Below are 14,147 nucleotides of genomic sequence, written 5' to 3'. Positions count from 1 at the left end.
CGCCGTGGCGATCCGCCCCCAAAGAGGCATGAGCCCCCACCTCTCTTCCTGTTCTCCCGTACGGTCCACTCCAGCGGTCCGGCGGTTGTTCGGCAGCCCCGTCGCCCCACGAAACAAAGGAGTAGCGTCTGGGGCCGTACCAGGCCGTCGAGGTTGTGGCCGTCAAGGTGGGGGGATGAGACATGGGCCGCAAGGAGAGCCCGCTGGATCCGAGCGCGGGCCCGGTCCAGCGTTTCGCGTACGAGCTGCGCAAGCTGAGGAGCGAGGCGGGCGGGCCCACCTACCGGGCGATGGCGCAGCGGGTGCCGTACTCGCTCACCACGCTGTCCCGGGCCGCCGCCGGGGACCAACTCCCCTCGCTGCCGGTCACGCTCGCGTATGTGGAGGCCTGCGGCGGCGACCCGGCCGATCTGGCCCACTGGGAGGCGCGCTGGCGCGAGGCGGCGGAGGAGACGACCGGCCTCCCGGCCGAGGACGACGACGCCACCCCGCCCTACCGCGGACTGGCCCGCTTCGAGCCCGGCGACCACGAGCGGTTCTTCGGCCGGGACCAACTCGTCTCCGATCTGCTGGAGCTGGTGCGGGAGAGCAGGTTCGCCGCCGTATTCGGTCCCTCGGGCAGCGGTAAGTCCTCACTGCTGCGGGCCGGTCTGATCCCGGCCCTGCGCGACGGCACGGCGGCGCCGTTACCCCGCCCATCCGTGATCCGCGTCCTCACCCCCGGCGACCGCCCGCTCCGCACCCACGCCGCCGCGCTCGGCCCGAAGCCCGGCCCGGAGGGGGAGGACGGGGACACCTGGCTGGTGATCGACCAGTTCGAGGAGGTCTTCACCCTCTGCCAGGACCCCGCCGAGCGCGCCGGATTCATCGAACGGCTGCTGTCCGCCCAGGACGAGGACAGCCGGCTGCGCGTGGTCATCGGCGTACGGGCCGACTTCCTCGGCCGCTGCGCCGAACACCGGGAGCTGACGGCCGCGCTGCGCGGCGCCACGCTCCTGGTCGGCCCGATGGGCCGGACGGAGCTGCGGGACGCGATCGTCAAGCCGGCCGCGGCGGAAGGGCTGATCGTCGAGCGGGCGTTGACCGCCAGGATCGTGGAGGAGGTCGTCGACGAGCCCGGCGGTCTGCCCCTGATGTCCCACGCCCTGCTGGAGACCTGGCGCCGCCGCCGGAGCCGGGCGCTGACCGAGGAGGCGTACGAGGCGGCGGGCGGCGTGCACGGCGCCATCGCCCTGACCGCGGAGCGGGTGTACGGGGAGCTCAGCGAGCGGCAGGCGGAGGCCGCCCGGCGGATCATGCTCCGGCTGATCACCCCGGGGGAGGGGGCGCAGGACACCCGGCGCCCGGTGGACCGGGAGGAACTGGGGCTGGAATCCGGCTCCGATGAGGCGGCTGATACGGCGCTGGTGCTGGAACGCCTGGTGCGGGCGCGCCTGGTGACCCTCGACGAGGGCACGGTCGACCTCGCCCATGAGGCGCTGATCACGGCCTGGCCCCGGCTACGCGGCTGGATCGACGAGGACCGCCAGCGGCTGCGTACCCACCGCAAGCTGACCGAGGCCGCCCGCACCTGGGAGGAACTGGGGCGGGATTCCGGCGCGCTCTACCGGGGCGCGCGGCTGGTGGAGGCGCGGGAGGCGTTCGCCGAGCCCGGCGACTCGGCCGAACTCACCCCCGTGGAGCGCGAGTTCCTGGCCGCCAGCCGGGCGGCGGGCACGCGGGAGCGCCGACGGGTGCGCGCGTTCGTGGGTTCGGTGGCGGTGCTGGTCGTACTGGCGCTCGTGGCGGGCGTGGTGGCGTGGCAGCAGAACCGGGCGGGCGAGCGGCGCCGCGCGGAGGCCGTGTCCCGGCGGATCGCGTCCGTCGCACAGAACATGCGGTACGCGGATCCGGTGACGGCGATGCGGCTGAGTGTAGCGGCGTGGGACGTCAGCCACACGCTGGAGGCGAGATCGGCGCTGCTGGGGGCGGTGGGGCAGCGCGAGCGGGACACCTTCACCGCCTCCGGAGTCAGCGCGCACAACCCCGCGGTGCTGAGCGCCGACGGCCGGACGCTCGTGGCCTCTGGGGAGAACGGCCGGATAGTCGGCTGGGACGTGCCCAGCCACCGCCGGACCAGCTCGTTCAAGACGGGTGACGAGTCGGATACCGCGACGGCTGTCTCCCCGGACGGGCGGCAGGTGGTGACGTTCGGGGAGGCCGGTCTCCGACTGCGGGACCGTGTCTCAGGCCGACCCATCGGCCCTCTCCTCCCGACCGAGGACGGGGACGGGGACGCGTACTTCGGGGCGAGCGGGCGCACCCTTCTCGTGGAGGACGGGCACTGGCTCCGGCTGTGGGACATCCGGCACCGCCGCCTCCTGTTCCGTCTGCGCAGCGAGACCATGCAGGAGCCGACGCTCAGCGCGGACGACGGGAGGATCGCGCTCTGTTCGGACCAGGACCAGTTGGAGGTCTGGGATGCCCGCGCGCGCCGCCGGATACGTACGCTCCGGGCCGCCTCGCGCCTGGTCTGCGGTTCGGCCGAGGACACCGACGGCGCGGAGACCGTGCTCACTCCGGACGGCCGGAGGCTGCTGATCAGCACCGCCAAGGGGGTCCGCGGCTGGGAGGTGGCCTCGGGAAGGGAACTGCCGGGCATCACCCATGCGGGGCTCCAATACCTCACCCTCAGCCGTGACGGGCGATTGCTGGCGGCCACGGATGGCCAGGAGATCCTGATGTGGCGGCTGGACAGCCCTGCCAGGCCGGTCTACCGGCATCCCTTGGCGGGTCGGCGAATCACCGGCCTGTCGCTGGACGCGGACCACGGGGTGATCCGGTACGGGGAGGGCGAGGAGGGCATGGGGGGCGACACGGTGCGCACCCTTTACCTGGGCAACGCCACGGCCCCGGGATGGGGGCCGAAGCGGGACGGGGAGGCCCTGTTCAGCCCCGACGCGAGCCTGATGGCGGACGTACGGACGTCGGGTGGGCGTGAACGGATCGAACTGCGGCCCACCGGCGGCGGAGCGTCGGCCGCCGCCGACCTGCCGTCGGCCGACTGCCGGACCACCGCTCAACCGGGGGGCAAGGGCCAGTACTGCAAGCCGCTCATGGCGTTCAGCGCGGACGGGCGCACCTTCGCCTATGGGTTCGGCGAGCGGGACGCCGCCACTGACTGGCACCGGGCGGAGTGGGTCACGGTGTGGGACGTGCGCAAGGGCCGCAAGACGGGCGGCCTCGTCCTCACCCCGAAAGGCGGGAGCGACCCGGGCGTCGACACGATCGCGCTGACCCCGGACGGCGGGACGGTGATCGCCTACCGGCGCCTCTCGGAGATCTTGGAGCTGTGGGGAGTGCACCGCCGTACCAAGGTGACGCGGCGGGTGCCCGGGCTGGCCGAGATGGTGGTCGGCGGGTCCAACTTCGCGATTGCCTTCACCGACTCCGCCGCCCTGGCCGTGCGGCCCGACGGGCGGCTGGTCACCACGGCGTCCGGGGAGCGCTTCGCCCTCCCCTCGGGGCATCCCGGCAAGGCGACCCCCTCCCAGGACTCGGTCTACGCGCTCGCCTACAGCCCCGACGGCGAACAGTTGGCCCTCGGCACGGACTCCGGCCAGGTGACGCTGTGGGACGGCGACGCGATGCGGCGTCTGGGCGTCGTCTCGGGGACCCTCACCGGAGAGGGACGCGAGACGGCCGAGCCCGTGAAAGCCCTGGCCTACTCGCCCGACGGCAAGATCCTGGCCGTGGCGGGCGACAACGGGACGGTGCGGCTGTGGGACACCGCGTCCAGCCGCCCGCTGGGGTCCGCCCTGATCACCGCGGGCGACGCCGTCCGGGCCCTGTCCTTCAGCAAGGACGGCAGGACCCTGCTGGTCGCGGGCGAACACGTGCCGCTCCAGAAGCTCGCCGTCGACCCCGAGCGCGTCACCGCCGCCGTCTGCGACCGCGCGGGCGGCGGCCTGCACCGCGCCGACTGGAAGACGTACATCCCGGAGGTCCCGTACCGCAAGGTGTGCTGAGCGATACCGGTACCGCGGGCAGTCGAGATCCCGCGCCTCCCCCCGTGGAAGGCGCGGGCGCATAAGGGCGCTGACGCTGACATCAGCGAGACTTCAGCGGGAGTTAAGCGCTTGCTGAAACCCGTACGGAAACGCGACCGCGCAAGCGCGTCAGTGTCAGCGTTCGCCGTCCACCGCGAGCCGCAGCTGCTCCGGGAGCGCGGTCCATTCGGGGCCGTCGTTCTGGGGCTTGACCCAGGCGACGTTTCCGCCGGTGTCGATGTAGGCGACGCGGCCGATGGCCTCGCGCTCGATGTCGTACACGAGGTCGCCTATCCGAGGAAGGGTGCGAGTCTGTCCCGTAGCCGTCATGAGCTGCCCTTTCGCCATAGCGCTGCCTGTCGGCGCGCATCCAGCCGCCTCGGCCTTGTAGCCGGCCGCCCCGAGGAATCCAACTGCGAGGAGTCCTGCGGCCAGGGCCCGGTTGTACCGGCCGCCCGGTCGGCGCGGTCCGGTCGGTCCGGCGGTTGTCGATGCGCGGATCAAGCCCCCCATGCCGCCCCCGTTGTCTGGGTACAGAGGGCTTCCCCGTTACCGCGGGCTCCCCACCCGGCGGGGTCTGCGCCGGACGTGAGCGTGGGTGCGCCGCGGCGCCCTCAATGCCCGTAGGGTGCAATGCGGAGCTGATGTCTCGCTGATGCGGCGCTGACCTGTCCCTGTGGGTAGGCTGCGAGATGGCCGCAGGGAATCTCAGGTACCGACGGGGGAAGCGCGTGCACGGGACCGAGTTTCGTCTGCTGGGCCCGGTCGGGATATGGCAGGGCGAGCTGGGACTCGGCCCGACCGCCGCCCAGCAGCGATCCGTCCTGGCGATGCTGCTGCTGGAGCCGGGGCGGGTGGTCTCCGTGGACCGGCTGGTGATGGCCGTATGGGGCGAGGACCCGCCGGGGTCGGCGCGCAACGCCGTGCAGGTCCAGATATCCAAACTGCGCAGGATCCTGGCCGCGCTGCCCGACACCGAGCTGTCCACCTCCGCGCAGGGCTACTGCCTCACCGTCGACCAGGAGCGGGTGGATCTGCACCGTTTCCGGGAGTTGGTGCGCGAGGCGCGGACGGTCGGCGACGGCCCGGCCGGTGAGCTGCTGTACGCGGCGCTCCAGCTGTGGCGCGGCCCCGCGCTCGCGGATGTCGCGGGCGGCTGGCTGCCCGAGACCGTCGGGGCGGGCCTGGAGGAGGAGCGGCGCGCGGTGGTGGAGGAGTGCGCCGCGATCGATCTGCGCTCGGGGCGGCACCAGGAGGCGGCCGCCGTGCTGTCCCCTCTGGTGGCGGAGCACCCGCTGCGGGAGCGGTCGGTGGGTCTGCTGATGGAGGCGCTGAGCCGGAGCGGCCGGCGGGCCGACGCGCTCGCGCTGTTCCGCGGGACGCGGCAGCGGTACGTCGACGAGCTGGGCATCGAACCGGGGGACGATCTGCAGCGGCTGCACCGGCAGGTGCTGGACGCGCAGTCGGGGGCGGGGGCGGGCGCGCGCCCGGCGGGCGTGGCTCCGGCTGCCGCGGACCTGACGTCGGCCGTGCCCTCGACGGGCGTCGCGCCCTCGGCGGGTACGGCCCCGGCAGCGGGAGCGGCGGACGCTGCATACCCGGCGGGTGCGGTCCCAGCGGCGGTGTCCGCGCCGGCCGCGCACCCGACGTCGGCCGCGGCCCCGGCTGCCGCACACCCGTCACCGACCCCGGACCCAGACCCGGCCCCGGACCCCGCGGCGGCGAACCGCGCCACCCCAGCCCCGGCCCCCTCCCCCTCCCAGGACACCTCCCCCGAGCCGTCCCCCGCGCCCCCCTCCGAGTCGCCGCCCCCCTCCCACTCCCCACCGGCCGCCGGGGTCGCCGTACCGCAGCAACTCCCCGCGGACGTGGCCCACTTCACCGGGCGGGACCGGGAGCTGGCCGGGCTGGACGCGCTGCTGCGCCCGGCGCCCGGGACCGGGACAGGGGCCACGGCCGGACGGGCGCCCACCGCGGCGGTGATCTCCGTGATCGCGGGCAGTGGTGGCCTCGGCAAGACCACCCTCGCCGTGCACTGGGCCCACCGGGTCCGCGACCGCTTCCCCGACGGTCAGCTGTATGTGAACCTCCGCGGCTTCGGGCCGACCGGCTCGGCGATGACGCCCTCCGAGGCGGTGCGCGGCTTTCTGGACGCCTTTCAGGTGCCCGCGCACCGGATACCGGCCACCGTGGAGGCCCAGACCGCGCTGTACCGCAGTCTGCTGGTCGGCCGCCGGGTGCTGATCCTGCTGGACAACGCCCGGGACGCCGATCAGGTCCGCCCCCTGCTGCCCGGGGCGCCCGGCTGTCTGGTGTTGCTGACCAGCCGTAACGAGCTGACCGGGCTGGTCGTCGCGGAGCAGGCCCAGCCGCTGCCGCTGGACCTGCTCGACCGCGCCGAGGCGCGCGAACTGCTAGCCCGCAGACTGGGGTCCGAGCGGGTGGCGGCCGAGCCGGACGCGGTGGAGGATGTGATCACCGTGTGTGCGGGGCTGCCCTTGGCGCTGGCGATCGTCGCCGCCCGCGCGGCCACCCACCCCCGCTTCTCCCTCGAAGCCCTCGCCCGCGAGCTGCACGACGCCCGCGGCAGCCTGGACGCGTTCGACGGCGGTGACGCCACCACCGACGTCCGGGCGGTGTTCTCGTGGTCGTACCACACCCTTGGCACCGCGGCCGCCCGGCTGTTCCGGCTGCTGGGCGTGCACCCCGGCCCGGACATCTCGGCCGCCGCCGTGGCCAGCCTGATGGGGCTGCCCGTACCGCAGGCCCGGCGGCTGCTGCTCCAGCTGACCCGGGCCCATCTGCTCACCGAGCGCAGCCCGGGCCAGTACGCGCTGCACGACCTGCTGCGCGCCTACGCCACGGAGCTGGCCGAGGCGTACGACTCCGAGGACGACCGGCGCGCCGCGCTGCACCGCACCCTCGACCACTATCTGCACACCGCCGTCGCCGCCGGACGGGTGTTCACCCCGCAGCGCACGCCGCTGACGCTCCCCGCGGCGCAGCCCGGCGTCTGTACCGAGTCGTTCGCCGACTACGGCGAGGCGCTGACCTGGTTCACCGCCGAACACCATGTGCTGGTCGCCGCGCAGCAGCAGGCGGCGGAGAGCGGTTTCGAGACCCACGCCTGGCAGCTGGCCTGGTCGCTCGCCGAGTTCCTGGACCAGCTCGGACACTGGCACGACCAGGGCGTCGTCCACACCGTGGCGCTCGACGCGGCGCGGCGTACGGACTGCCTGGCCGGGCAGGCGCACGCCCACCACGGCCTCGGCCTCGCCGATCTGCGGATGGCCCAGTACGACCGGGCCCGCGACCACCTGATGTGCGCCCTGGACCTGCACGGCAAGACCGGCAACCCGGCCGGCCAGGCCCTCATCCACGTCGCGCTCAACCTGGCGGGCGAGCGGCAGGGCCGCCACGAGGAGGGGCTGTACCACGCGCAGCGCACCCTCGAGCTGTACCGCGAGGTCGGCCAGCGCAGCGGGGAGGCGTACGCGCTGAACAACGTCGGCTGGGCGTACGCCATGGTCGGCCAGTACCAGCAGACCCTGGTCCACTGCGAGAAGGCGCTGCGGATGCTGCAGCAGGCCCACGACGGGCGCGGCGCCTCCGCCGCCTGGGACAGCCTCGGCTACGCCCACCACCGCCTCGGCGACCACGAGCAGGCCATCGTCTGCTACCGCAACGCCGTGGAGCTGCGCCGCGAGCGCGGCGAGCGGGTCAGGGCGGCCGAGACCATGTACCGCCTGGGCAGCGCCCAGCTGGCCGCCGGCGACGTCCCCGGCGCCCGGGACACCTGGCGGCAGGCGCTGACCATGTTCGACGCCCTCGGCCACCCGGACGCCGGCCGGGTCCGCGAGGAACTCGACCGGCTCGGGTGACCTAGCAGCACCTGGAGACGGGGGCGGCGCTCGCCGTCGTCGCCGTGATGCCGGACGCGGTGACGAGACCGCACGCGATGAGCGCGATGGAGAGCGCCCGCAACAGCCGCTGTTTCATGTTGTCCTCCTGACTTCCGCCGTTGCTTGGCCGTATGGAAGCGAGTACAGCGGCGGTGCGATTGTTCGGCGACCCGTTCCACCGCGCGGAACAAAGACGAGCGGAACTCAGCCGAACGGGATGCGCACGTACGACTGGTTGCCCGTCCCCACCGTGCTGGTGCCGTTGCCGATGGCGTTCCAGACCTCGACCCGCACCTTCCCGTTGCTCAGGTTGCCGAGCGAGCCGGTGGCGGACTTCAGCCCGCGGGCCTGGGTGTAGTGCTCGTAGCCCGCGACGGGGTCGGTGGCGAAGTACTGGTAGGTCTCGGTGCGGTCCCAGCTGCCGTCGCCGGTCAGGTCGTAGGAGATACGGACCTGCTGGCCGTTGGCCACGGTGGTGCCCGCGTCCACGAACAGGTCGAACTGCGTGGCGCCGCCGCTGTAGGTGGCGTTCAGCCCGGAGGCGAGGAAGGTCTGCGGCTGGGAGGGCGTGCCGTCGTGGTTGGTGCCGCCCGCCGAGGCCAGGGTCGCGGTGGAGGCGGAGGAGGACGCGGCGCCGAGGGTGCCGCCGCTGCCCAGGTAGCGGGTGGCGGAGCCGGTGGGCGGGTCGGTGGGCGGGTCGGTGGTGCCGCCGCCGCGGGTCCAGACGGCGACGTAGTCGACGAGCATGGGGTGGCCGGGGTCGGTGGCCGCGGTGGGGGTGGCCGAGCCCTGGATCGCGTCGGGGAAGGCGCCGCCGATCGCGACGTTCAGGAGGAGGAAGTAGCCCGCGTGGTCGGTCATCTGCGACCAGGTGGCGGCGTCGACGTCGCTCTGGCTGACGCTGTGGAACTGCTGGCCGTCCACGTACCAGCGCAGCTGGTTGGGCGTGGTGGAGCGGTCCCATTCGAAGCGGTAGGTGTGGAAGGCGGACTGACAGCTCGCGCCGGGGCAGGCGCGGCTGGCGCCGATGCCGGTGGTCTCCCGGCAGGGCCCGCCGGGGTTGACGCCGCAGTGGAGGGTGCCCCAGACGGAGTTGATGCCGTTGACGTTCTCCATGAAGTCGAACTCGCCGATGCCGGGCCAGTTCTGGTAGTTGCCCCGGTACGGGTTGCCGAGCGCCCAGAAGGCGGGCCAGTAGCCGAGTGCGGCGTTCCCGGTGACGTTGGGCATCTGGATGCGGCCCTCGACCCGCAGCACGCCGCCGGCCGGGGCCTTGAAGTCGGCGCGCCGGGTCTCGATACGGGCCGAGGTCCAGTTGCCCGCGCCGTCGCGGAGCGGGGTGATGCGCAGGTTGCCGCTGCCGTCGAGGCTGAGGTTGCTGGTGGAGTTGGTGTAGTTCTGGATCTCTCCGGTGCCCCAGTTGCCGGGGCCGCCGGGGTAGGAGTGGCCGGTGTCTATCTGCCAGTTGGCGGAGGACGGCAGCGTGTTCGCGGAGCCCTTGAAGTCATCGCTCCACTGCAGGGTCCACCCGTCGGCGGGCGGCACGTCGCCGCGCGCGGGCGAGGTGCCGAAGAGCGTGGCGAGGGCCGCCAGCGCGAGCGCGGCGACGGCCAGCGCGGCTGTGAGGGGTGAGGTGAGAGGTGCCCTGGGTCTGGTGCTCGTGCGTGTGCTCACGGGGAACGACCTCCAGGAAGCGGTGTGTGGGGGTGTGAGAGCGCTCTCACGTTTATGTAGGTGCACACGGAGAGGCCGTCAATGGCTCGCGCACGTTCGTTTCTTGAAGCGTGTACGTGTCGTCAGGCCGGCCGCAGCCAGACCGTCGCCAGCGGCGGCAGCACCGGCAGGATGCTTGCGGGCCTCCCGTGCCAGGCGGTGGGTTCGGCCTTGAGTGGTTCCGGGCCCCGGACGCCGCTGCCGCCGTAGCGGCCGTCGTCCGTGTTCAGCACCTCGCGCCACAGGGGGAAGCGGTCCGGCACGCCGATGCGGTAGTCATGGCGTACGACGGGCGAGAAGTTGCTGATGGCCAGCAGTGGCGAGCCGTCCGCGGCGAAGCGCAGGAAGGCGAAGACGTTGTCCTCGCGCGCGTCGCCCTCGACCCAGGCGAACCCCTCCGGATCGGTGTCCCGCTGCCACAGCGCGGGCGTGGCCAGGTAGACCCGGTTCAGCTCGCGCACCAGGTCGCGTACGCCGCGGTGGTCCGGTTCGGCGGAGTACGAGGGATCGAGCAGCCACCAGTCCGGGCCGTGGCTCTCCGACCACTCCGCGCCCTGGGCGAACTCCTGGCCCATGAAGAGGAGTTGCTTGCCGGGGTGTGCCCACATGAAGCCCAGGTACGCGCGGTGGTCGGCCCGCCGCTGCCACCAGTCGCCGGGCATCTTCGACACCAGCGAGCGCTTGCCGTGGACCACCTCGTCATGGGAGATGGGCAGCACGTAGTTCTCGCTGTACGCGTACACCATCGAGAAGGTCATCTCGTGGTGGTGGTACTTGCGGTGCACCGGCTCATGGCCGACGTAGCCGAGCGAATCGTGCATCCACCCCATGTTCCACTTCAGCCCGAAGCCGAGGCCGCCGAAGCCGCTGGGGCCCACGTGGTGGGTGGCGCGGGTGACGCCGTCCCAGGCGGTGGACTCCTCGGCGATGGTCAGCGCGCCGGGGCAGCGGCGGTAGACGGTCGCGTTCATCTCCTGCAGGAACGCGACGGCGTCAAGGTTCTCCCGGCCGCCGTGGGCATTGGGCGTCCACTGGCCCGGCTCGCGGGAGTAGTCGAGGTAGAGCATGGAGGCCACGGCGTCCACCCGCAGGCCGTCCACATGGAACTCCTCGCACCAGTACACGGCGTTCGCCACCAGGAAGTTGCGCACCTCCGTGCGGCCGTAGTCGAACTCCAGCGTGCCCCAGTCCGGGTGCGCGGCCCGGGCCGGGTCGGCGGGTTCGTACAGGGGTCTGCCGTCGAACTCGGCGAGCGCCCAGTCGTCCCGGGGGAAGTGCGCGGGCACCCAGTCGACCAGTACGCCGATGCCCGCCCGGTGCAGGGCGTCGACCAGGTACTTGAAGTCGTCGGGGGTGCCGAGGCGGGCGGTGGGCGCGTAGAAGCCGGTGACCTGGTAGCCCCATGAGCCGCCGAAGGGGTGTTCGGCCACCGGCATCAGCTCGACATGGGTGAAGCCGAGGTCCTTGACGTACGCGGGAAGCTGCTCGGCCAGCTGGCGGTAGGTCAGGCCGGGGCGCCACGAGGGAAGATGCACCTCGTACACCGAGAACGGCGCCTCGTGGACGCGCTGCCCCGCCCGGCGGGCCATCCACTCCTCGTCGTGCCACTCGTGGTGGGAGGCGTGCACGATCGAGGCGGTGGCGGGCGGACACTCGGTGCGGCGCGCCATCGGGTCGGCGCGCAGGGTGTGGCTCCCGTCGGGGCGGGTGATGTCGAACTTGTACACCGCGCCCTCGCCCACGCCGGGCAGGAACAGCTCCCATACGCCGCTGCCGCCCAGCGAGCGCATCGGGAAGGCCGTACCGTCCCAGTAGTTGAAGTCCCCGGCCACACGCACACCGCGCGCGTTGGGCGCCCACACCGTGAACCGCGTGCCGGCCACGCCCTGGTGCGTCATCGGACGCGCGCCCAGCGCGCGCCACAGCTCCTCGTGGCGGCCCTCGCCGATCAGGTGCAGATCCAGCTCGCCGAGGGCGGGGAGGAAACGGTACGGGTCGTGCTGCGGGGCCTGGCCGCTCTCGTACTCGACCAGCAGCTGGTACTCGGGGATCTCCCGGAGCGGGAGCACCCCGGAGAACAGCCCGTCCCCCTCGGGGCGCAACTGGGCGCGCAGCCCGGTGGCGGTGACGGCCACGGACCGGGCGGACGGGCGCAGCGCGCGGAAGAGGATGCCGCCGCGCACGGGGTGGGCGCCGAGGAGGGCGTGCGGGTCGTGGTGGGAGCCGGAGAGCAGCCGCTGCCGGTCGGTGTCCCCGAGCGGCGCCGCGGCGCGCACGCCCCCGCCGCCGGGGGGCGCGGTCCCGGGGCGGGACGCGGCCTCGGGGCGGGGCGCGGCCTTGGCGTGCGGGGGATCGGCGGGGTCGAGGGCGGGGTCGGGGCTCGGCCGCGGCGCCCGCGGGCTGGGCGGGGCGGTGTACGAGGAGCGGGACATGGGGCCGTCTCCGGGGCCGTGCGCGGCGGCGCGGTGGGCGGCGGGCCGGGCGGGGTCCGGGCGGAAAGTGGCGGGGACGGACGGGGGCTGGTCGTGCGGGGACGAGTCGTACGGCGGGGGGCCGTAGGGCTGCGCGTCGTGCGGCGGGGCGTTGTGCGGGGGCGGATCGTGCGGCGGGGGGTCGTGCGGGGGCGGGTCGGACGGCGAACGTGCGGTCACGGGGGTGTCCTCCCAGGGGGCTGGGTGCTCGTATCAGGTGGGGGTGGCGGCCAGGCGGTGGATGGCGGACATCGGGACGGGCAGCCACTCGGGCCGGTGGCGGGCCTCGTAGACCACCTCGTACACCGCCTTGTCGGTCTCGTGGGCCCGCAGCAGCTCCGGCTCGTCGCGCGGGTCGGCCCCGGAAGCCTCCGCGTAGCCCGCGCAGTACGCGGCCCGGGCGCGGCCGGCCCAGTTCTGCGGGCCGTCGTGGCCGCTCACGGCCGCCGCGTAGTCGAACGAGCGGAGCATGCCCGCGATGTCGCGCACCGCCGGCTGGGGGCGGCGGCGTTCGTCGAGGGGGCGCGAGGGCTCGCCCTCGAAGTCGATGAGCGACCAGCGCTCCTCGCCCTCGACCGTCCGCCGCAGCACCTGGCCCAGGTGCAGATCGCCGTGGATGCGCTGGGCCGTCCAGGTGCGTCCGGCGCGGCCGAGCGCGGCCAGGTCCTCGTACGCGGAGTGCAGTGCGGCGCGGTACGGGTGGAGGGCGGGTACGGCCGCGGCGGCCGCGTCCAGGCGCTCGGACATGGCGGCCGCGAGGTGTTCGATCTGCGGGCGGCGCAGGACGGAGGTGGGCAGCGCGCGGGCCATCGCCAGGTGGACCTCGGCGGTGGCCTGCCCGAGGGCGTGGGCGGCGTCGGTGAAGTCGTCCCGGGCGGCGACCGCGTCGAGCGCGAGCTGCCAGCCGTCGGTGGAGCCCGCGAGATAGGGCTGCAGCACGCCGAGGGTGAAGGGGTCGGAGCGCGGGCCCGCTCCCGCTCCCGCGCCCTCGACGGGTGGGACGGCCTCGAACCAGGCGGCCGGGGCGGGCACCCGGGTGCAGCCCGTGCGGGCCAGGGCCAGGGGCAGTTCGAGGTCGGGGTTGGTGCCGGGGCTCACCCGGCGGAAGAGCTTGAGGATAAACGTATCTCCATAGATCACCGAGGAGTTGGACTGCTCGGCGGTCACCAGCCGGGGCGCCAGCGCCGAGGGGATGGCCGCGGACGGCTCGTTCAGGAAGCGCAGCGGCCCGAGGGTGCCGGGCATCCGCAGCCGTTCGAGGAGGAGCGTGGCGAGACGGGGGTCGAGCAGCGCTTCGTAGACGGTCCAGCCGTGCAGCGGTCCGCTGCTGGGGCGGCCAATGAGGGCGGGGGCGAGCCGGGGCGGGAGGGTGGAGCGCACGCCGAGGAGGATCTGGTAGCAGTCGCTGGCCGCCGCGCCGCGCCGGTGTCCGCAGCCGGAGCCGTGCCGGTGGCCGGGCGGCTCGGGCTGCTGGGCGCGGATGAGCAGATGGAGCAGGCCGGGCGTGGTGGAGCCGGTCGCGTACGGCAGCAGCTCGGTCGCGCAGACGAGGGCGAAGCCGGTGACCGGGCGGCCCTTGCCGGCGAACCAGCGCTGCCGGGGCAGCCATTCCGTGAGCAGGGGAGCGAGGGAGGCGAGCAGCCCGGCGGGGCCCGCGGCCGCGGTGGCACGAGTGCCATGGGTGGTCGCCGGCGGGGGGTCGGCCCGCGGTACAGCGGTCGGCGGGTGCTGTGCCCCTGGGGAGGCCCCCCGGGAGAATGAAGCTTCCGGCATGGCGTCGCGTCCTTTCCCCGGGCACACGACAGATCAGGGCAAAGTGTCCCGGATTGCGGCATTGACTGTGCGACGGTGCGGGACGTGTCGGGCGAGGATCGTCCGTACGGTGAGTACGGAGGAGTACGGAGTACGCGATCGGCTCCGCCCCTGCGGTAGTAGGGAGACTGCCCGGGATGTGGTGTCGAAAACGCCCGTACGCGCCCGAGATGGGCGCGTACGGACGAGATCGGCGCGAACCGCGAGAGCCGCGCGAACCG

General features: G+C 73.7%; 6 protein-coding genes. 2 read left to right on the top strand and 4 right to left on the bottom strand.

All coding sequences use genetic code 11. The features are described 5' to 3' along the window. Window positions 1-182: 182 nt before the first annotated feature. Window positions 183-4,007 carry a hypothetical protein gene (locus ACFZDL_RS16625; RefSeq protein WP_353593382.1) on the top strand — a complete coding sequence of 1,275 codons (3,825 nt, stop codon included), beginning with the start codon at window positions 183-185 and terminating at the stop codon, window positions 4,005-4,007. Window positions 4,008-4,163: 156 nt separating this feature from the next. Here the strand turns inward: ACFZDL_RS16625 and ACFZDL_RS16620 are convergent, their stop codons facing one another. Next, window positions 4,164-4,310, bottom strand: coding sequence for a hypothetical protein (locus ACFZDL_RS16620; RefSeq protein ID WP_353593383.1), 147 nt, complete (start codon window positions 4,308-4,310; stop codon window positions 4,164-4,166). A gap of 449 nt (window positions 4,311-4,759) precedes the next feature. On the opposite strand from ACFZDL_RS16620, the gene ACFZDL_RS16615 reads away from it, so the two are divergent. After that, window positions 4,760-7,909 carry a BTAD domain-containing putative transcriptional regulator gene (locus tag ACFZDL_RS16615; RefSeq protein WP_353593384.1) on the top strand — a complete coding sequence of 1,050 codons (3,150 nt, stop codon included), beginning with the start codon at window positions 4,760-4,762 and terminating at the stop codon, window positions 7,907-7,909. Between the two features lie 225 nt (window positions 7,910-8,134). Here the strand turns inward: ACFZDL_RS16615 and ACFZDL_RS16610 are convergent, their stop codons facing one another. From ACFZDL_RS16610 to ACFZDL_RS16600, 3 genes are all read right to left on the bottom strand, one after another. Beyond that, the gene (locus ACFZDL_RS16610; RefSeq protein ID WP_353593385.1) at window positions 8,135-9,604 is read right to left on the bottom strand and encodes a glycoside hydrolase family 16 protein; all 1,470 of its coding nucleotides are present in this window, start codon (window positions 9,602-9,604) and stop codon (window positions 8,135-8,137) included. Between the two features lie 122 nt (window positions 9,605-9,726). Continuing rightward, a complete protein-coding gene (gene glgB, locus ACFZDL_RS16605; protein ID WP_391191332.1) occupies window positions 9,727-12,294 on the bottom strand; it encodes a 1,4-alpha-glucan branching enzyme in 2,568 nt (855 codons plus the stop codon). 33 nt (window positions 12,295-12,327) lie between these two features. Beyond that, entirely contained in the window at window positions 12,328-13,887 is a 1,560-nt protein-coding gene (locus tag ACFZDL_RS16600) for a maltokinase (RefSeq protein ID WP_353593386.1), read from the bottom strand. Window positions 13,888-14,147 lie beyond the last annotated feature (260 nt).

Source organism: Streptomyces sp. NPDC007917, assembly GCF_042959105.1.
Taxonomy (GTDB): Bacteria; Actinomycetota; Actinomycetes; order Streptomycetales; family Streptomycetaceae; genus Streptomyces.
The sequence above is the reverse complement of the archived record's forward strand: the minus strand, read 5'-3'. Positions and strand labels throughout refer to the sequence as shown.